This window comes from Pseudomonas sp. IT-P4, assembly GCF_949767755.1.
Lineage (GTDB): Bacteria > Pseudomonadota > Gammaproteobacteria > Pseudomonadales > Pseudomonadaceae > Aquipseudomonas > Aquipseudomonas monachiensis.
The window spans coordinates 17,593-36,916 of the sequence record NZ_CATKPX010000040.1 but is presented as its reverse complement, the minus strand read 5'-3'; the positions used below and the strand labels follow the sequence as shown (position 1 = coordinate 36,916).

Sequence of the window (19,324 nt, the reverse complement as noted above, 5' to 3'; positions counted from 1 at the left end):
GTCAGCTCCTACGTAACGCGCATATAAGGCAACTTTCTGCGCACTTGCGGAATAAGCAGTTTAAAAACCACCACAAACAATATTGATTATCATTTAGCAACTACTATGTTCGTTACATTCCCTACAAAACATAATTGACGAAATGCCGGCTAATGCCCACGGGCCAAGGGCCACAGGGCTTTTGAGGCTCGCTATGTCCTTATTCCTATAATAAATTTCGCTATAGGAATTTTACTTGCCGGGTGTTTAGCCATAAAATCAGCGGGATTGATTGCTGCGACATATCGTCACTGCTTTTGTTTCTTTTCAAGCTCAGAGACCTTTGCTCTCTGTTAAGGATTACCAGCATGCCCGAAGCGACAGGACTCATGGCCCATAACTGGGGCTTTGCCATTTTCCTTCTAGGCGTCGTCGGCCTCTGTGCCTTCATGCTGGGCGTCTCCAGCCTCCTCGGGTCAAAAGCCTGGGGCCGCAGCAAAAACGAACCGTTCGAGTCCGGCATGCTACCTACAGGTGGCGCCCGCTTGCGGCTCTCAGCCAAATTCTATCTGGTCGCGATGTTGTTCGTGATCTTCGATATTGAAGCCCTCTTTCTCTTTGCATGGTCTGTGTCCGTCCGCGAAAGCGGCTGGACCGGATTCGTCGAAGCTCTCGTTTTCATAGCAATTCTGTTGGCAGGTCTTGTCTACCTATTCCGAGTGGGCGCCCTTGACTGGGCTCCGGAAGCTCGGCGCAAGCGGCAAGCGAAGCTGAAACAATGAGGCTTTGGCAATGCAATACAATCTCACCAGGATCGACCCCGATGCTCCTAACGAGCAGTATCCGATTGGCCAGCGGGAAACCGTTTCCGATCCGTTAGAAGATCAAGTCCACAAAAACATTTTCATGGGCAAGCTCGAAGACGTGCTTAACGGCACGATCAACTGGGGGCGCAAGAACTCCCTGTGGCCGTATAACTTCGGTCTTTCGTGCTGCTACGTGGAAATGACCACCGCCTTCACGGCGCCCCACGACATCGCGCGCTTTGGCGCCGAGGTTATCCGGGCATCGCCGCGCCAGGCGGATTTCATGGTTATCGCCGGTACCTGCTTCATCAAGATGGCGCCGATCATTCAGCGTCTCTACGAGCAAATGCTCGAACCTAAATGGGTCATTTCCATGGGTTCGTGCGCCAACTCCGGTGGCATGTACGACATCTACTCCGTCGTTCAAGGGGTGGACAAGTTCCTGCCCGTGGACGTCTACGTGCCTGGCTGCCCGCCCCGCCCTGAGGCTTTCCTGCAAGGCTTGATGCTGTTGCAGGAGTCGATTGGCCAGGAGCGTCGTCCACTTTCCTGGGTCGTTGGTGATCAAGGCGTGTATCGCGCCGAGATGCCTTCCGAAAAGGAAAAGCGCCGCGAACAGCGTATTCAGGTAACCAACCTGCGCAGCCCCGACGAAGTCTGATCCAGACCTGCTTCTTTAATAGAACGAGAACCTGGCTTCATTCTTTACGTTGACCGAAAGCGATAAAATAACCATGACTACAGGCAGTGCTCTGTACATCCCGCCTTACAAGGCAGACGACCAGGATGTGGTCGTCGAACTGAACAACCGTTTTGGCCCGGAGGCGTTCACCGCCCAGCCGACCCGCACCGGCATGCCGGTGCTTTGGGTTGCCCGCGCCAAACTCGTCGAAGTCCTGGGCTTCCTGCGCAACCTGCCCAAGCCATACGTCATGCTCTATGACCTGCACGGCGTGGACGAGCGTCTGCGCACCAAGCGTCAAGGGCTGCCGAGCGGCGCCGACTTCTCCGTGTTCTATCACTTGATGTCGATCGAACGTAATAGTGACGTAATGATCAAGGTCGCCTTGTCCGAGAGCGACCTCAGCTTACCGACCGTCACCAGCATCTGGCCGAACGCCAACTGGTACGAGCGTGAAGTCTGGGACATGTTCGGCATCGACTTCAAAGGTCACCCTCACCTGTCGCGCATCATGATGCCGCCGACCTGGGAAGGTCACCCGCTGCGCAAGGACTTCCCGGCCCGCGCCACCGAGTTCGACCCGTTCACCCTGAACCTGGCCAAGCAGCAACTCGAGGAAGAGTCCGCGCGCTTCAAGCCGGAAGACTGGGGCATGAAGCGTTCCGGCCCGAACGAGGACTACATGTTCCTCAACCTCGGCCCGAACCACCCGTCCGCGCACGGTGCGTTCCGTATCATCCTGCAGCTGGACGGTGAAGAAATCGTCGACTGCGTACCGGACGTCGGTTACCACCATCGTGGTGCCGAGAAGATGGCCGAGCGTCAGTCCTGGCACAGCTTCATCCCGTACACCGACCGTATCGACTACCTCGGCGGCGTGATGAACAACCTGCCGTACGTGCTCTCGGTCGAGAAGCTGGCCGGCATCAAGGTGCCGGAGAAGGTCGACGTCATCCGCATCATGATGGCCGAGTTCTTCCGGATCACCAGCCACCTGCTGTTCCTGGGTACCTACATCCAGGACGTCGGCGCCATGACCCCGGTGTTCTTCACCTTCACCGACCGCCAGAAGGCGTACACGGTGATCGAGGCCATTACCGGTTTCCGTCTGCACCCGGCCTGGTACCGCATCGGTGGCGTCGCCCACGACCTGCCGCGGGGCTGGGAAAAACTGGTCAAGGACTTCGTCGAGTGGATGCCCAAGCGTCTGGACGAATATCAGAAAGCCGCACTGGACAACAGCATCCTGCGTGGCCGGACCATCGGCGTTGCCGCCTACAACACCAAAGAGGCCCTGGAATGGGGCGTCACCGGTGCCGGCCTGCGTTCGACCGGCTGCGATTTCGACCTGCGTAAAGCGCGTCCGTACTCGGGCTACGAGAACTTCGAATTCGAAGTGCCGCTGGCCGCCAATGGCGATGCCTACGACCGCTGCATCGTGCGTGTCGAGGAGATGCGCCAGAGCATCAAGATCATCGACCAGTGCCTGCGCAACATGCCGGAAGGCCCGTACAAGGCGGATCACCCGCTGACCACGCCGCCACCGAAAGAGCGCACCCTGCAGCACATCGAAACCTTGATCACGCACTTCCTGCAAGTATCGTGGGGCCCGGTCATGCCGGCCAACGAATCCTTCCAGATGATCGAAGCGACCAAGGGCATCAACAGTTATTACCTGACGAGCGATGGCGGCACCATGAGCTACCGCACCCGGATTCGTACCCCAAGCTTCCCGCACCTGCAGCAGATCCCTTCGGTGATCAAAGGCAGCATGGTCGCGGACTTGATTGCGTACCTGGGTAGTATCGATTTCGTTATGGCCGACGTGGACCGCTAAGCATGAACAGCACGCTTATCCAGACAGACCGTTTCACCTTGAGTGAAACCGAGCGCTCGGCCATCGAGCACGAGCTGCATCACTACGAAGACCCGCGCGCGGCGTCGATCGAAGCCCTGAAGATCGTCCAGAAGGAACGTGGCTGGGTGCCGGACGGCGCCTTGTACGCCATCGGCGAGATCCTCGACATCCCGGCCAGCGACGTTGAAGGCGTGGCTACTTTCTATAGCCAGATCTTCCGTCAGCCGGTTGGCCGTCACATCATTCGCGTCTGCGACAGCATGGTCTGCTACATCGGCGGCCACGAGTCCGTGGTCAGCGAAATCCAGAGCAAGCTCGGCATCGGCCTGGGTCAGACCACCGCCGACGGTCGTTTCACCCTGCTGCCGGTCTGCTGCCTCGGCAACTGCGACAAGGCGCCGGCGTTGATGATCGACGACGACACGTTCGGTGATGTGCAGCCAGCAGGCGTTGCCAAATTGCTCGAGGGCTACGTATGACCCTGACTTCCTTTGGTCCTGCCAACCGCATCAAGCGTTCGGCCGAGACTCACCCGCTCACCTGGCGCCTGCGTGACGACGGCGAAGCCGTATGGCTCGACGAGTACCAGGCCAAGAACGGTTACGCCGCTGCGCGCAAGGCCTTCGCCGACATGGCTCAGGACGACATCGTCCAGACCGTGAAGGATTCCGGCCTCAAGGGTCGCGGCGGTGCAGGCTTCCCCACTGGCGTGAAGTGGGGCCTGATGCCCAAGGACGAATCCATCAACATCCGCTACCTGTTGTGCAACGCGGATGAAATGGAACCCAACACCTGGAAAGACCGCATGCTGATGGAGCAACTGCCCCATCTGCTGATCGAAGGCATGCTGATCAGTGCCCGCGCGCTGAAAACCTACCGTGGCTATATCTTCCTGCGTGGCGAGTACACCACCGCCGCCAAGCACCTCAACCGTGCCGTGGAAGAAGCCAAGGCAGCGGGCCTGCTGGGCAAGAACATTCTGGGCAGCGGCTTCGATTTCGAGCTGTTCGTCCACACCGGCGCCGGGCGTTACATCTGCGGTGAAGAAACCGCATTGATCAACTCCCTGGAAGGCCGCCGCGCCAACCCGCGCTCCAAACCGCCCTTCCCTGCCGCCGTAGGCGTGTGGGGCAAGCCGACTTGCGTGAACAACGTCGAGACCCTGTGCAACGTGCCGGCGATCATCGCCGACGGCGTGGACTGGTACAAATCGTTGGCTCGCGAAGGCAGCGAAGACATGGGCACCAAGCTCATGGGCTTCTCCGGCAAGGTCAAGAACCCGGGCCTGTGGGAGCTGCCGTTCGGCGTCACCGGTCGCGAGCTGTTCGAAGACTACGCCGGCGGCATGCGCGACGGTTACAAGCTCAAGTGCTGGCAGCCTGGCGGCGCCGGTACCGGCTTCCTGTTGCCGGAACACCTGGACGCACAAATGTATGCCGGCGGCATCGCCAAAGTGGGCACCCGCATGGGTACCGGCCTGGCCATGGCGGTGGACGACAGCGTCAACATGGTGTCCCTGCTGCGCAACATGGAGCAGTTCTTCGCCCGCGAGTCCTGTGGCTTCTGCACCCCGTGCCGCGATGGCTTGCCATGGAGCGTCAAGCTCCTGATGGCCATCGAGAACGGTGAAGGCCAGCCAGGCGACATCGAGACCCTGCTGGGTCTGGTCGGCTTCCTCGGCCCAGGCAAGACCTTCTGTGCTCACGCACCGGGCGCCGTGGAGCCGTTGGGCAGCGCAATCAAATACTTCCGTCCAGAGTTCGAAGCCGGTATCGCGCCTGTCAGCGCCGCCGTCCCGCCCCTGGCAAGGCCGATCGTAGTCGGCGCGTAAACGCTTAAAAAAGCGAAGGGTCCGTGCCCTTCGCTTTTCGTGTGATGACGCCTTTAACGGCTGTGTTGATTCACGCGGATAACAAGATTCCATTAGCCACGCCCGCTGACACCGGGCCAACGAAGAACTTTGAACCATGGCCACTATCCACGTAGACGGCAAAGCGCTCGAAGTCGATGGGGCAGACAACCTGTTACAGGCATGTCTGTCTCTGGGCCTCGATATTCCGTATTTCTGCTGGCACCCTGCCCTCGGCAGCGTTGGCGCTTGTCGCCAGTGCGCGGTCAAGCAGTACACCGACGAGAACGACACCCGTGGTCGTATCGTCATGTCCTGCATGACCCCTGCCACCGACAACACCTGGATCTCCATCGAAGATGAAGAATCCAAGGCCTTCCGCGCCAGTGTTGTTGAATGGTTGATGACCAACCACCCCCACGACTGCCCGGTCTGTGAGGAAGGCGGTCACTGCCACCTGCAAGACATGACGGTAATGACCGGCCACAACGAGCGCCGTTACCGCTTCACCAAGCGTACCCACCAGAACCAGCAACTGGGCCCGTTCATTTCCCACGAGATGAACCGCTGCATCGCTTGCTACCGCTGCGTGCGCTTCTATAAAGACTACGCTGGCGGCACCGACCTCGGTGTGTTTGGCGCCCACGACAACGTGTACTTCGGACGTGTAGAAGACGGCACCCTGGAAAGCGAGTTCTCCGGCAACCTCACCGAGGTCTGCCCGACCGGTGTGTTCACCGACAAGACTCACTCCGAGCGCTACAACCGCAAGTGGGACATGCAGTTCTCGCCGAGCATCTGCCATGGCTGCTCCAGCGGTTGCAACATCTCCCCGGGCGAACGTTACGGCGAACTGCGTCGTATCGAAAACCGTTTCAACGGTTCGGTGAACCAGTACTTCCTGTGCGACCGTGGCCGTTTCGGCTATGGCTACGTCAACCGCGAAGACCGCCCACGCCAGCCGCTGCTGGCCAACGGCACCAAGCTGAGCCTCGACGAAGCGCTGGATAAAGCCGCCGACCTGCTGCGCGGTCGCAACATCGTCGGTATCGGTTCGCCACGTGCCAGCCTCGAAAGCAACTACGCGTTGCGCGAACTGGTCGGCGCCGAGCACTTCTACTCGGGTATCGAAGCTGCCGAGCTGGAGCGCATCCGCCTGGTCCTGCAAGTGCTCAAAGACAGCCCGCTGCCAGTGCCGAACATGCGCGACATCGAAGACCACGACGCCGTGTTCGTCCTCGGTGAAGACCTGACCCAGACGGCTGCGCGCATGGCCCTGTCCCTGCGTCAATCGGTCAAGGGCAAGGCCGAAGACATGGCCGACGCCATGCGCGTCCAGCCTTGGCTCGACGCCGCCGTGAAGAACATCGGTCAGCACGCGCTGAACCCGCTGTTCATCGCCAGCCTGGCTGAAACCAAGCTCGACGACATCGCCGAAGAGTGCGTTCACGCCGCTCCAGACGACCTGGCCCGCATCGGTTTCGCCGTGGCTCACGCCCTCGACGCCAGCGCTCCGGCCGTTGAAGGCCTGGACGCTGAAGCCCTCGAACTGGCCAAGCGCATCGCCGACGCCCTGCTCGCAGCCAAGCGTCCGCTGATCATCGCCGGCACTTCCCTGGGCTCCAAAGCCCTGATCGAAGCCGCCGCGAACATCGCCAAAGCCTTGAAGCTGCGCGAGAAGAACGGTTCCATCAGCCTGATCGTGCCAGAGGCCAACAGCCTCGGCCTGGCCATGCTCGGTGGCGAATCGGTTGACGCCGCGCTGCAAGCGGTGATCGATGGTAAAGCCGACGCCATCGTCGTGCTGGAAAACGATCTGTACACCCGTACCGACAAGGCCAAGGTCGATGCTGCCCTGACCGCCGCCAAAGTGCTGATCGTGGCCGACCATCAGAAGACTGCCACCAGCGATCGCGCGCACCTGGTTCTGCCAGCCGCCAGCTTCGCTGAAGGCGACGGTACCCTGGTCAGCCAGGAAGGCCGCGCCCAGCGCTTCTTCCAGGTCTTCGATCCGAAGTACATGGACGCGAGCATCCTGGTTCACGAAGGCTGGCGCTGGCTGCATGCCCTGCGCGCAACCCTGTTGAACCAGCCGATCGACTGGACCCAACTGGACCACGCCACCGCAGCCGTCGCTTCGAGCACTTCGATCCTGAACCGCATCGTCGATGCCGCACCGTCCGCCGCGTTCCGCATCAAGGGCATGAAACTGGCCCGCGAACCGCTGCGTTACTCCGGTCGTACTGCCATGCGCGCCGACATCAGCGTGCACGAACCGCGTACTTCCCAGGATAACGACACCGCGTTCAACTTCTCGATGGAAGGTTACTCAGGCTCGGTCGAACCGCGTCAGCAAGTGCCATTCGCCTGGTCCCCGGGCTGGAACTCGCCGCAAGCCTGGAACAAGTTCCAGGACGAAGTCGGTGGTCACATCCGCGCTGGCGACCCGGGCACCCGCCTGATCGAAAGCACCGGTGACTCGCTGAACTGGTTCGCCAGCGCGCCGCGTGCGTTCAACCCAGCTCCTGGTACCTGGCAGGCCGTGCCGTTCTTCCATCTGTTCGGCAGCGAAGAGAACTCTTCGAAAGCCGCTCCGGTTCAGGAACGCATTCCGGCTGCTTATGTTGCACTGGCCAAGTCCGAAGCCGACCGCCTGGGCGTCAACGACGGTGCCATGCTGAGCCTGAACGTGGCTGGCCAGACCCTGCGTCTGCCGCTGCGTATCAACGAAGAGCTGGGCGCTGGCCTGGTGGCACTGCCTGCGGGCATCGCCGGCATTCCGCCAGCAATTTTCGGTAAATCCGTTGACGGTCTGCAGGAGGCAGCTCAATGACCTTGTTCACTCCTGAAGTGATCGATGTGATCATCGCGGTCCTCAAGGCCGTGGTGATTCTGCTCGCCGTGGTGGTTTGCGGCGCACTGCTGAGCTGGGTCGAGCGTCGTTTGCTCGCCCTCTGGCAGGACCGTTACGGTCCGAACCGCGTCGGTCCGTTCGGCGCGTTCCAGATCGCCGCCGACATGATCAAGATGTTCTTCAAGGAAGACTGGACGCCTCCATTCGCCGACAAGATGATCTTCACCCTGGCACCAGTCGTGGCCATGAGCGCCCTGCTGATTGCCTTCGCGATCATCCCGATCACCCCGACCTGGGGCGTGGCGGACATCAACATCGGCATCCTGTTCTTCTTCGCCATGGCTGGCCTGTCGGTCTACGCGGTGCTGTTCGCCGGCTGGTCGAGCAACAACAAGTTCGCCCTGCTGGGCAGCTTGCGTGCCTCGGCGCAGACCGTGTCGTACGAAGTGTTCATGGGCCTGTCGCTGATGGGCATCGTGATCCAGGTCGGCTCGTTCAACATGCGCGACATCGTTGAATATCAAGCGCAGAACTTGTGGTTCATCATTCCACAGATCTTCGGTTTCCTGACCTTCTTCATCGCTGGCGTGGCCGTGACTCACCGTCACCCGTTCGACCAGCCGGAAGCGGAACAGGAACTGGCTGACGGTTACCACATTGAATACGCTGGCATGAAATGGGGCATGTTCTTCGTCGGCGAGTACATCGGCATCGTGCTGATCTCGGCGCTGCTGGTGACCTTGTTCTTCGGTGGCTGGCACGGTCCGTTCGGCATCCTGCCGCAGATCCCGTTCATCTGGTTCGCACTGAAAACCGCGTTCTTCATCATGATCTTCATTCTGTTGCGCGCCTCGATTCCGCGCCCACGGTATGACCAAGTGATGGATTTCAGCTGGAAGTTCTGCTTGCCGCTGACCCTCGTCAACATGCTGGTGACCGCTGCGATCGTGTTGCTCAACACGCCCGCCGTCGCGGCTCAGTGAGGATAGAGAATCATGAAGTACATATTTGACATCGTGCATGGCTTCTACACCCAGCTTCGCAGCCTGGTGATGATTTTCGGCCACGCCTTCCGCAAGCGCGACACGCTGCAGTACCCGGAAGAACCGGTCTACCTGCCGCCGCGCTACCGTGGACGTATCGTCCTGACCCGCGACCCCGACGGTGAAGAGCGATGTGTAGCCTGCAACCTGTGCGCCGTGGCGTGCCCGGTCGGTTGCATCTCGCTGCAGAAAGCTGAAACCGAAGACGGTCGCTGGTACCCGGACTTCTTCCGCATCAACTTCTCGCGCTGCATTTTCTGCGGCCTCTGCGAGGAAGCCTGCCCGACCACCGCGATCCAGCTGACACCGGATTTCGAAATGGCCGAGTTCAAACGTCAGGACCTGGTTTACGAGAAAGAAGATCTGCTGATCTCCGGCCCCGGCAAAAACCCTGATTACAACTTCTATCGTGTTGCAGGTATGGCGATTGCCGGGAAGCCGAAAGGCTCCGCGCAGAATGAAGCCCAGCCGATCAACGTGAAGAGCTTGCTGCCTTAAGGAAGAAAGATGGAATTCGCTTTCTATTTCGCATCGGGTATCGCTGTGGTGTCCACGCTTCGCGTGATCACCAACACCAACCCTGTGCATGCCCTGCTCTACCTGATCATTTCGCTGATCGCCGTGGCCATGACGTTCTTCGCCCTCGGCGCACCGTTTGCCGGTGTCCTGGAAGTGATCGCCTACGCTGGCGCCATCATGGTGCTGTTCGTGTTCGTGGTGATGATGCTGAACCTGGGCCCGGCCTCGGTTCAGCAAGAGCGCGTCTGGCTCAAGCCCGGTATCTGGGGCGGCCCGGTCCTCCTCGCCGCGCTGCTGCTGGTGGAACTGCTGTACGTGCTGTTCTCCCACCAGACCGGTGAAGCCATCGGCCACACCACCGTAGACGCCAAGGCCGTGGGCATCAGCCTGTTCGGTCCTTACCTGCTGGTGGTCGAACTCGCCTCGATGCTGCTGCTCGCCGCAGCCGTCACGGCGTTCCACTTGGGCCGCAACGAAGCCAAGGAGCAATGACGATGCCTGCTATCCCCATGGAGCATGGTCTGGCGGTCGCCGGCATCCTGTTCTGCCTCGGTCTGGTCGGCCTGATGGTCCGCCGCAACATCCTTTTCGTGCTGATGAGCCTGGAGGTCATGATGAATGCCTCCGCGCTGGCGTTCATCGTTGCCGGTAGCCGCTGGGCGCAGCCGGATGGACAGATCATGTTCATCCTGGTGATCAGCCTCGCAGCCGCCGAGGCCAGTATTGGCCTGGCGATCCTGCTGCAACTGTATCGCCGCTTCCACACGCTCGATATCGACGCTGCCAGTGAGATGCGCGGATGAACCTACTCTTTCTGACTTTCGTATTCCCTCTCATTGGTTTCCTGCTGCTGTCGTTCTCACGCGGCCGCATTTCGGAAAACCTGGCCGCGCTGATCGGCGTGGGCTCCATCGGTCTGTCTGCGATCGTTACCGCCTACGTGATCTGGCAATTCAACGTCGCCCCGCCGGAAGGCGGCCACTACACCCAGGTGTTGTGGCAGTGGATGGCGGTGGAAGGCTTCACGCCGAACTTCGCCCTGTACCTGGACGGCCTGTCGCTGACCATGCTCGGTGTGGTCGTCGGCGTCGGCTTCCTGATCCACCTGTTCGCGTCCTGGTACATGCGCGGTGAAGACGGCTACTCGCGCTTCTTCGCCTACACCAACCTGTTTATCGCCAGCATGCTGTTCCTGGTGCTGGGCGATAACCTGTTGTTCCTGTACTTCGGCTGGGAAGGCGTGGGCCTGTGCTCGTACCTGTTGATCGGTTTCTACTACAGCAACCGCAACAACGGTAACGCCGCACTCAAGGCCTTCATCGTGACCCGTATCGGTGACGTGTTCATGGCCATCGGCCTGTTCATTCTGTTTGCCCAACTGGGCACGCTAAACGTTCAGGAACTGCTGGTGCTGGCTCCACAGAAATTCCAGTCCGGCGACTTCTGGATGGTCATGGCCACCCTGATGCTGCTCGGTGGCGCTGTCGGTAAATCCGCGCAGTTGCCGCTGCAAACCTGGCTGGCGGACGCGATGGCCGGCCCGACTCCGGTTTCGGCACTGATCCACGCTGCAACCATGGTGACCGCGGGCGTCTACCTGATTGCCCGTACCCACGGCCTGTTCACCCTGGCGCCGGAAATCCTGCACCTGGTGGGCATCGTTGGCGGTGTGACTCTGGTTCTCGCAGGTTTCGCAGCCCTGGTCCAGACCGACATCAAGCGTATCCTCGCCTATTCGACCATGAGCCAGATCGGCTACATGTTCCTGGCCCTGGGCGTTGGTGCCTGGGACGGCGCGATCTTCCACCTGATGACCCACGCCTTCTTCAAGGCCCTGCTGTTCCTTGCGTCCGGTGCGGTGATCGTTGCCTGCCACCACGAGCAGAACATCTTCAAGATGGGTGGTCTGTGGAAGAAACTGCCACTGGCCTACGCCAGCTTCATCGTCGGCGGCGCGGCCCTGGCGGCCCTGCCACTGGTAACCGCAGGCTTCTACTCCAAGGACGAAATCCTCTGGGAAGCCTTCGCCAGCGGCAACAACGGTCTGCTCTACGCCGGTCTGGTCGGTGCGTTCATGACTTCGCTATACACCTTCCGCCTGATCTTCATCGCGTTCCACGGTGAAGTGAAGACCGAAGCCCACGCCGGTCATGGCATTGCGCACTGGCTGCCACTGTCGGTGCTGATCGTATTGTCGACCTTCATCGGCGCGATGATCGTTCCACCGCTGCACGGCGTGCTGCCGCAAAGCGTCGGCCATGCCGGCGGCGAAGCCAAGCACAGCCTGGAAATCGCCTCGGGCGCCATCGCCCTGGCCGGTATCCTGCTGGCCGCGCTGCTGTTCCTCGGCAAGCGTCGCTTCGTCACCGCCGTCGCCAACAGCGGCATCGGCCGTTTCCTCTCGGCCTGGTGGTTCGCTGCCTGGGGCTTCGACTGGATCTACGACAAACTGTTCGTCAAGCCGTACCTGGCGATCAGCCACATCCTGCGCAAAGACCCGCTCGACCAGACCATCGGTCTGATCCCGCGCATGGCCAAAGGCGGTCACACCGCCCTGAGCCGTACCGAGACCGGTCAACTGCGTTGGTACGCCGCCTCGATGGCTGCTGGTGCCGTGCTGGTAATCGGCGCCGTCGTGCTGGTAGCGGTCTGATATGAACCTTGCGAATTTGCGAAAGGAAACGAACCCGTCATGATTCTGCCTTGGCTAATCCTGATCCCCTTCATCGGCGGCCTGCTGTGCTGGATGGGTGAGCGCTTCGGCGCCACCCTCCCCCGCTGGATTGCGCTGATCACCATGTCCCTGTTGCTCTCCCTAGGCCTCTGGCTGTGGGCCAACGGTGATTATTCATTTGCACCAAAGCCTGGCGCCGATCCGACTTGGGCGCTTGAGTTCAAGCAAGTCTGGATCCAGCGCTTCGGCATCAACGTGCACCTGGCCCTCGACGGCCTGTCGCTGTTGATGATCATGCTGACCGGTCTGCTGGGTGTGCTCTCGGTACTCTGCTCGTGGAAAGAAATCCAGCGTCACGTGGGCTTCTTCCACCTGAACCTGATGTGGATCCTGGGCGGTGTCGTCGGCGTGTTCCTCGCCCTCGACCTGTTCATGTTCTTCTTCTTCTGGGAAATGATGCTGGTGCCGATGTACTTCCTCATCGCGCTCTGGGGTCACAGTTCTTCGGACGGCAAGAAAACCCGGATCTACGCGGCGACCAAGTTCTTCATCTTCACTCAGGCTTCCGGCCTGATCATGCTGGTGGCGATCCTGGGCCTGGTACTGGTCAACTTCAACGACACCGGCGTGATTACCTTCAACTACGCCGACCTGTTGAAGACCAAGATGTCGATGACCACCGAGTACATCCTGATGCTCGGCTTCTTCATCGCCTTCGCGGTCAAGCTGCCGGTCGTGCCGTTCCACTCCTGGTTGCCTGATGCTCACGCCCAGGCGCCGACCGCAGGTTCCGTCGACCTCGCCGGTATCTTGCTGAAGACCGCTGCCTACGGCCTGCTGCGCTTCGCCCTGCCGCTGTTCCCGAATGCTTCGGCCGAGTTCGCGCCGTTTGCGATGGCCCTGGGCCTGATCGGGATCTTCTACGGTGCGTTCCTGGCGTTCGCGCAAACCGACATCAAGCGTCTGATTGCCTTCTCGTCCGTTTCCCACATGGGCTTCGTACTGATCGGCATCTACTCCGGCAGCCAACTGGCGCTGCAGGGCGCGGTGATGCAGATGCTGGCTCACGGTCTGTCGGCCGCGGCACTCTTTATCCTCTCCGGTCAGCTGTACGAGCGCACCCATACCCGCGACATGCGTGAAATGGGTGGCCTGTGGTCGAAGATCGCTTACCTGCCGGCCCTCAGCCTGTTCTTTGCAGCGGCATCCCTGGGCTTGCCGGGTACCGGTAACTTCGTCGGTGAGTTCCTGATCCTGATCGGCACCTTCCCGATCGCCCCATGGGTGACCATCATCGCGACGTCCGGCCTGGTGTTCGGTTCGGTCTACTCGCTGATCATGATCCACCGTGCGTACTTCGGCCCGGCCAAATCGGACGCGGTACTGCATGGCATGGACGGTCGCGAAATGATCATGGTGGTCGGTCTGGCCGCACTGCTGATCTACATCGGCGTGTACCCACAACCGTTCCTCGATACCTCTGCCGCGACGATGCATGGCGTGCAGCAGTGGCTCGGCACCGCCTTCACTCAACTCGCTTCGGCCCGGTAAGAGCGCTATGGAATTCACGACCCAACACTTTATCGCGCTAGCGCCGCTGTTGATCACCAGCGCCACGATCATCGTGGTGATGCTGGCGATCGCCTGGCGCCGCAACCACTCGCAGACCTTCCTGATTTCCGTGGCGGGTTTGAACCTGGCACTGTTGTCGATCCTGCCTGCCTTGAAAGTCGCGCCCCTGGCCGTGACGCCCTTGCTGCAGATCGACAGCTTCGCCTGTCTGTACATGGCGCTGATCCTGGTCGCCACCCTCGCCTGTGTCACCCTCGCCCACGCCTACCTCGGCGATGGCGGCACGGGTTACCCGGGCAACCGTGAAGAACTGTACCTGCTGATCCTGATGGCCGCCGCCGGTGGCCTGGTTCTGGTCAGCGCGCAGCACCTGGCCGGGTTGTTCATCGGTCTGGAACTGCTGTCGGTGCCGGTCTACGGTCTGGTGGCTTATGCCTTCTTCAACAAGCGCTCGCTGGAAGCCGGCATCAAGTACATGGTGCTGTCGGCGGCCGGTTCCGCGTTCCTGTTGTTCGGCATGGCCCTGCTCTACGCTGACTCCGGCTCCCTGAGCTTCGTCGGCATCGGTCAGGCACTGGCGGCTACCGGCCTGCCAAGCTCGCTGGCACAACTGGGCCTGGGCATGATGCTGATCGGCCTGGCGTTCAAGCTGTCGCTGGTGCCGTTCCACCTCTGGACTCCGGACGTTTACGAGGGTGCTCCGGCGCCGGTCGCAGCGTTCCTGGCGACCGCTTCCAAAGTGGCTGTGTTCGCCGTGATGGTGCGTCTGTTCCAGATCTCGCCAGCGGCGAGCAGCGGTGTCCTGAGCGACGTGCTGACCATCATTGCCATCGCGTCGATCCTGTTCGGTAACCTGCTGGCACTGACCCAGAGCAACCTCAAGCGTCTGCTGGGTTACTCGTCCATCGCCCACTTCGGTTACCTGCTGATCGCCCTGGTGGCGAGCAAGGGCCTGGCCGTGGAAGCCATCGGCGTGTACCTGGTCACCTACGTGATCACCAGCCTCGGTGCTTTCGGTGTGATCACCCTGATGTCCTCGCCGTACAAAGGCCGTGACGCGGACGCCCTGTACGAATACCGCGGCCTGTTCTGGCGCCGTCCGTACCTGACCGCCGTCCTGACCGTGATGATGCTGTCCCTGGCCGGTATCCCGCTGACCGCGGGCTTCATCGGCAAGTTCTACATCATCGCCACCGGTGTCGAGTCCCATCAGTGGTGGCTGGTCGGCTCGCTGGTACTGGGCAGCGCCATTGGCGTCTTCTACTACCTGCGCGTGATGGTCACCCTGTACCTGATCGAACCGAACCTGCGTCGCGTCGATGCGCAACTGCACTGGGAACAGAAGGCAGGTGGCGTGATGCTGCTGGCCATCGCCCTGGTCGCGTTCTTCCTCGGCGTCTACCCACAACCGCTGCTGAACCTGGTTCAGCAATCGGGCCTGGTGGGTTGATCGCTTAAGCGACACTCGGTAGAAAACACAAACGGCACCTTCGGGTGCCGTTTGCATTGGCGCCTGAAAAATAGTTCAGAGCCTCCCCTGCCGTCGGATGTGTGAGAGTTTTTCGATCGCTATAGGAAAACTCACCATACGCACCAGCCGAAAACCGGCCAGTTTCTCCCAGCGTCATTTTTGATCCACCTCTTTCTGAAAGATCCGACACACAACGACTACAAAACCTGGAAAGCGACGCCCGGATATACCGGGAATCCGAATATATAAGTATCCACTTTCGTTTATCGCCCCCCACGCAAGCCCCTGCCTCTCTGCATTCAACTCTTGAAATGCGGCGACATCTATTGGAAAACAAATAACAAACCAAAATTGATGTGTACATATTTCATCGGCGCCGACAGCCAAGAACTGCAACATCTGCACACTTTTGACCCAAATACCCCTTTGATTATAGATTCGACTCGTGCTGAAAACAGCACACTCCATTTCTAATCAAAGGAAACTTCCCAATGGGTTATATGGTCAGCGGCTGGAATGCCAACAAAATCACGGATATCGAGCAACAGGAAACACCTACGCCTGAGCAGATCGAAGCATTGCAATTGACCGAAGCTGAATTGGCGGAACTTGTAGAACAAGACGTCGAGTAACAATACGAACGGGGGACAGGTTCCCCCGTTCTCACGAGGAAAAACAATGGACAGGACAAGGATTGCCGAACGGGAACTGTCAGCGGACGAGGCACAAAAGCGCATTCTCGCCGAACTGCGCTTTTTGGGGCTCGAACCCAGCATCCGCACACTAGGACGTAAAGTTGTCTCGGTGTTGGCCAGTCTCGGCAGCAACACGCATGAACCGATCTGTGGCGCCGGCAAAGGCTATCCGGACCAGGCTCGGATCGGCGCACTCTATGAAGCCCTCGAGCACTATTGGACGGAAGATCTGAGCGCTAAAGACATTCACTTTGCAACTGCGCAATACTTTACAGAAACAAAGCTTTTTAACGATGACTCAGTACTGCAGCTTGTTTGCGACCAAAAAGACACCTGGATCGCTTGCCGAACTTATAAATGCCCCTTGCAAGACACTCACTTTCACTACCCGATAGCACTGACTCTGCCAGGTTATCCAGAGCGGGCATTTGAACAGGACAATGCCAACTATTGTGCCCTGCGCCGATATTCAAGTAACAGTGGTACGGCGATCGGAGCGAGTTACAACGAAGCATTACTCCATGCCACCAACGAATGCATTGAACGGGATGCCGTTTCTTTATTTTTGCTGAACCACTTTTATTATGAAAATCATCCACCTCTGCGACGGGTTGCACGCCTGCGTCAAAGCGATATCCTCGGCCGTTTGTGGACCGATGCCGAAAGGGAGATTGGCGCAGAAATCGTGTTGCTGGAAATCAGCAATGAATTCCAGGCACGAACATTCCTGGCTTTCCCAGCAACGCCAGACACCCACATCAGCCTGTACGGTACGGGTTGTTCCCTTGACCCACGGCATGGTGCCTGGCGTGCGCTGACCGAACTGGTACAACTGCATCACGCCGTGTCGCAGTCGCAGTCGCAATATCGGCAACACCTGATCAATGCACAGCGACATTTGCAGCGCTTTCCCCGTCTGTTGCGCTGCTCGCAGTTCCATACCCCGTCGCTACTGTCTCCCCAACATAGCGTGGTGCTGCCCGACGCGTGGGATGAACGACCATTGACCGAGCAAATCTCCCAGTTGCTGCAAGACCTGCAACGTCACGGACGGACATTAGGTGTAACTACTCTTCATCAAACCGCTTTGGGCACCACACTGGTCAACGTAGTCATTCCCGGTCTGGAGCGCTTTTTCATTGTTTCCAGCGGCAATGTTGTTATCCCCCAGTCCCGGGGTCGACGCCTGGAAAAAAACCGGCAGGCGACATGCGCATGAATACTCCAACGGTGGTTACTCCCGACCGAGAGGTGGCATTGGCTCAAGGCCTGGCCAGGCACGTCATCCAATCCGGTACCATGAGTTGCTACGTCGAGCCTGCGGGCGCCAGCCTGAATCATCTATTTTTTCTACGAGTGAAAGGTCGTGACTGGGTTGGCCGAAAGACCCTGCAACGTGACGCACACCAGCGGTTGCACCTGAGCAGTGTGCTCACCCCTTTCATGTTGCTTGGGCCTCTCGTCCAGTGGCAGTGGAGTAACGAAGGTGTATCAATTTACTTTCGAACAGCGACCCTGGCTGAAAAAACCAAGGCCTTCGACACCGCACTGGCGCTATCTGATAGCGAGGTTAACTTCCCGTTTCCGTTATGTGACGACTCGAATCAGGAAGCGGTCTGTCCTGACGAGTTCTGGCAGTGCAACGAGGTCCTCGCCACACAACTGAACGCAGACGAAGCGCATTTTCGCGACCATTGCGTCCAGCTGCTCAAGACAATGCCAATGAAGGGGCAAGTAATTTATGACCCGGCCTGCTCCACCGGCGAGTTCATATCCCATCTGGCCCGGGAACTCACCGACTATCGCTTTCTGGCATCCGATCGCTCGGCCTCGATGATTGCGTATGCAAAAAACCGCCACGTGACATCGCCAGTCGAATTTCGCCTGCTCGACTCCAGCGACGCCGCCATTTCCGGCATTCAATGCGACGTCCTTATCCTTCGATTTCTTAATGCCGAAGTTCTGACCCGCAGCGACGCTCACACCGCTTTCCGCTCCCTGGTGCACTGCGTAAAGCCCGGCGGCAACCTCCTGATCTTCGGTCATACCCCTGTTCTGATTCCTGTACCCTGGCTGGCCCAGCAGTACCACCTGCATTTGTTGTCCAGCGTGGCGGCACGCTCCGGCCAGACAGAACTGTTCCAGTTCTATCGTTTGCTGGTCCCGACTTCATGACCGGCACTCTCCAAACAAACGGATACTACCCAACCGGCGACGGCCATCAACTGTATTGGGAGCGTCACGGAACACCGGGAGCCGAACCGGTATTTTTCCTCCACGGTGGCCCAGGCGGTCGCTGCCGGCATGAACACCTTGAGTTTTTCGACTTGGAGTGCTTCGACGTCGTTCTCTTCGATCAACGCGGGTGTGGACGCTCCCTCCCCCATGGCGAGCTCCGCGATAACACCTGCGGACTGTCAGTAGAAGACATCGATGGGTTACGTCAGCATCTGGACTTCGAAAAAATCAGTCTGCTGGGGGTTTCCTGGGGCAGCTGGCTGGCAATTCAGTACCAGCAGCGCTATCGCGACACCCTGCTGAAAACCACACTGGTCTCGGTTTTCGTGCCTTTCGCCGATAATGTCAGTGCCTACGAACAAATGCTTAACCACGGACTGTCGACACTCACTGGCTGCCATGCAAGCCATTCCCTACGCGACATCTTCCGGATACTCTGCGAGGGCTGTCCGCTACAGCAGCGCCACGCGGCCATTCAATGGTTACAAGCCCTTTTGCAACAGACAGGACAATCCATTGGCCGGAACACCCTTGAGGATTTCGTCGACGACGAAGCCATTCGCGCCATACGCCTGGAGCTGCATTACCACATGCAGCAATACTGCTTCACACCAGCCAACGAAGAGTTGACCCTGGATAGAAACACTTTGCTGATGCAGGGAGTCAGGGACGCCTTCGGCATGGCCAGTGTGCGCTGGCTACGACAGCGTTTGAATCTTGATTGCCGACTGCTGTATGCCGGGCACAACGCGTTCGCCCCCTCCATGCTCAAGGCTGTGCGATATGCGCTCAAGCGTGTTGCCCGAGACTGAATCAGCGGTAGCCGAACAGTCTGCCCGGAGGACTCGATCTCTTGAGCTTTGTCTGGATCAAGAGATACCACCAAAAGACGGCACCTTCGGGTGCCGTTTTTGCGTTTGGGGGATTTTGTCTTGCCTTACTGAGTCCGCCTGCCCACATGACGAAATTGTAATTCCCCCATCACCTTGGCGTTATCCGCAGCTTGCAACGATGTCACTCGGCGACCATGCCGGCGGGCCTTCTCCGTCGAACAATAAAACCCACGCCGACGCACGTTCCCGTT

17 protein-coding genes are annotated in these 19,324 nt (G+C 59.4%); all 17 read left to right on the top strand.

All coding sequences use genetic code 11. The features are described from left to right. Positions 1-347 precede the first annotated feature (347 nt). The 17 genes from ACM6IT_RS17350 to ACM6IT_RS17270 all read left to right on the top strand — a co-directional run bounded on the left by ACM6IT_RS17350 (position 348) and on the right by ACM6IT_RS17270 (position 19,052). Positions 348-761 (top strand): NADH-quinone oxidoreductase subunit A, encoded by a 414-nt coding sequence (locus ACM6IT_RS17350; RefSeq protein WP_003223812.1) that lies wholly within the window; start codon positions 348-350, stop codon positions 759-761. Positions 762-771: 10 nt separating this feature from the next. Continuing rightward, positions 772-1,446, top strand: a complete 675-nt coding sequence (locus tag ACM6IT_RS17345) for a NuoB/complex I 20 kDa subunit family protein (RefSeq protein ID WP_007970441.1) — start codon at positions 772-774, stop codon at positions 1,444-1,446. Between the two features lie 73 nt (positions 1,447-1,519). Continuing rightward, the gene (gene nuoC / locus ACM6IT_RS17340) at positions 1,520-3,304 is read left to right on the top strand and encodes an NADH-quinone oxidoreductase subunit C/D (RefSeq protein ID WP_056723835.1); all 1,785 of its coding nucleotides are present in this window, start codon (positions 1,520-1,522) and stop codon (positions 3,302-3,304) included. 2 nt (positions 3,305-3,306) lie between these two features. After that, on the top strand, positions 3,307-3,804 hold the full coding sequence (nuoE, locus tag ACM6IT_RS17335) for an NADH-quinone oxidoreductase subunit NuoE (RefSeq protein ID WP_414918400.1): 498 nt from the start codon (positions 3,307-3,309) through the stop codon (positions 3,802-3,804). Next, positions 3,801-5,156, top strand: a complete 1,356-nt coding sequence (gene nuoF / locus ACM6IT_RS17330; RefSeq protein ID WP_095966502.1) for an NADH-quinone oxidoreductase subunit NuoF — start codon at positions 3,801-3,803, stop codon at positions 5,154-5,156. The genes nuoE and nuoF overlap by 4 nt, the downstream gene beginning before the upstream one ends. Before the next feature lie 136 nt (positions 5,157-5,292). Next, positions 5,293-8,007, top strand: coding sequence for an NADH-quinone oxidoreductase subunit NuoG (gene nuoG / locus ACM6IT_RS17325; protein WP_414918399.1), 2,715 nt, complete (start codon positions 5,293-5,295; stop codon positions 8,005-8,007). Beyond that, entirely contained in the window at positions 8,004-9,011 is a 1,008-nt protein-coding gene (gene nuoH, locus ACM6IT_RS17320) for an NADH-quinone oxidoreductase subunit NuoH (protein ID WP_056723843.1), read from the top strand. The genes nuoG and nuoH overlap by 4 nt, the downstream gene beginning before the upstream one ends. Before the next feature lie 12 nt (positions 9,012-9,023). Beyond that, positions 9,024-9,569: an NADH-quinone oxidoreductase subunit NuoI gene (gene nuoI / locus ACM6IT_RS17315; protein WP_015094374.1), complete on the top strand. Its 546-nt coding sequence runs from the start codon at positions 9,024-9,026 to the stop codon at positions 9,567-9,569. Positions 9,570-9,578: 9 nt separating this feature from the next. Next, positions 9,579-10,082, top strand: a complete 504-nt coding sequence (nuoJ, locus tag ACM6IT_RS17310) for an NADH-quinone oxidoreductase subunit J (RefSeq protein ID WP_053161453.1) — start codon at positions 9,579-9,581, stop codon at positions 10,080-10,082. Between the two features lie 2 nt (positions 10,083-10,084). Continuing rightward, positions 10,085-10,393, top strand: coding sequence for an NADH-quinone oxidoreductase subunit NuoK (nuoK, locus tag ACM6IT_RS17305; protein ID WP_007946416.1), 309 nt, complete (start codon positions 10,085-10,087; stop codon positions 10,391-10,393). After that, positions 10,390-12,243 (top strand): NADH-quinone oxidoreductase subunit L, encoded by a 1,854-nt coding sequence (gene nuoL / locus ACM6IT_RS17300; RefSeq protein WP_056723844.1) that lies wholly within the window; start codon positions 10,390-10,392, stop codon positions 12,241-12,243. The genes nuoK and nuoL overlap by 4 nt, the downstream gene beginning before the upstream one ends. A 39-nt stretch (positions 12,244-12,282) precedes the next feature. Beyond that, the gene (nuoM, locus tag ACM6IT_RS17295; protein WP_056723846.1) at positions 12,283-13,815 is read left to right on the top strand and encodes an NADH-quinone oxidoreductase subunit M; all 1,533 of its coding nucleotides are present in this window, start codon (positions 12,283-12,285) and stop codon (positions 13,813-13,815) included. A 7-nt stretch (positions 13,816-13,822) separates the two neighbouring features. Further along, positions 13,823-15,286 (top strand): NADH-quinone oxidoreductase subunit NuoN, encoded by a 1,464-nt coding sequence (gene nuoN / locus ACM6IT_RS17290; protein ID WP_056723848.1) that lies wholly within the window; start codon positions 13,823-13,825, stop codon positions 15,284-15,286. Between the two features lie 512 nt (positions 15,287-15,798). Further along, a complete protein-coding gene (locus ACM6IT_RS17285) occupies positions 15,799-15,939 on the top strand; it encodes a hypothetical protein (RefSeq protein ID WP_177336466.1) in 141 nt (46 codons plus the stop codon). 46 nt (positions 15,940-15,985) lie between these two features. Continuing rightward, on the top strand, positions 15,986-17,221 hold the full coding sequence (locus tag ACM6IT_RS17280) for a YcaO-like family protein (protein ID WP_414918398.1): 1,236 nt from the start codon (positions 15,986-15,988) through the stop codon (positions 17,219-17,221). Then, positions 17,218-18,177, top strand: coding sequence for a class I SAM-dependent methyltransferase (locus ACM6IT_RS17275; protein ID WP_414918397.1), 960 nt, complete (start codon positions 17,218-17,220; stop codon positions 18,175-18,177). Before ACM6IT_RS17280 ends, ACM6IT_RS17275 begins: the two co-directional genes overlap by 4 nt. Continuing rightward, the gene (locus tag ACM6IT_RS17270; protein ID WP_414912938.1) at positions 18,174-19,052 is read left to right on the top strand and encodes an alpha/beta fold hydrolase; all 879 of its coding nucleotides are present in this window, start codon (positions 18,174-18,176) and stop codon (positions 19,050-19,052) included. The genes ACM6IT_RS17275 and ACM6IT_RS17270 overlap by 4 nt, the downstream gene beginning before the upstream one ends. Positions 19,053-19,324: the final 272 nt, after the last annotated feature.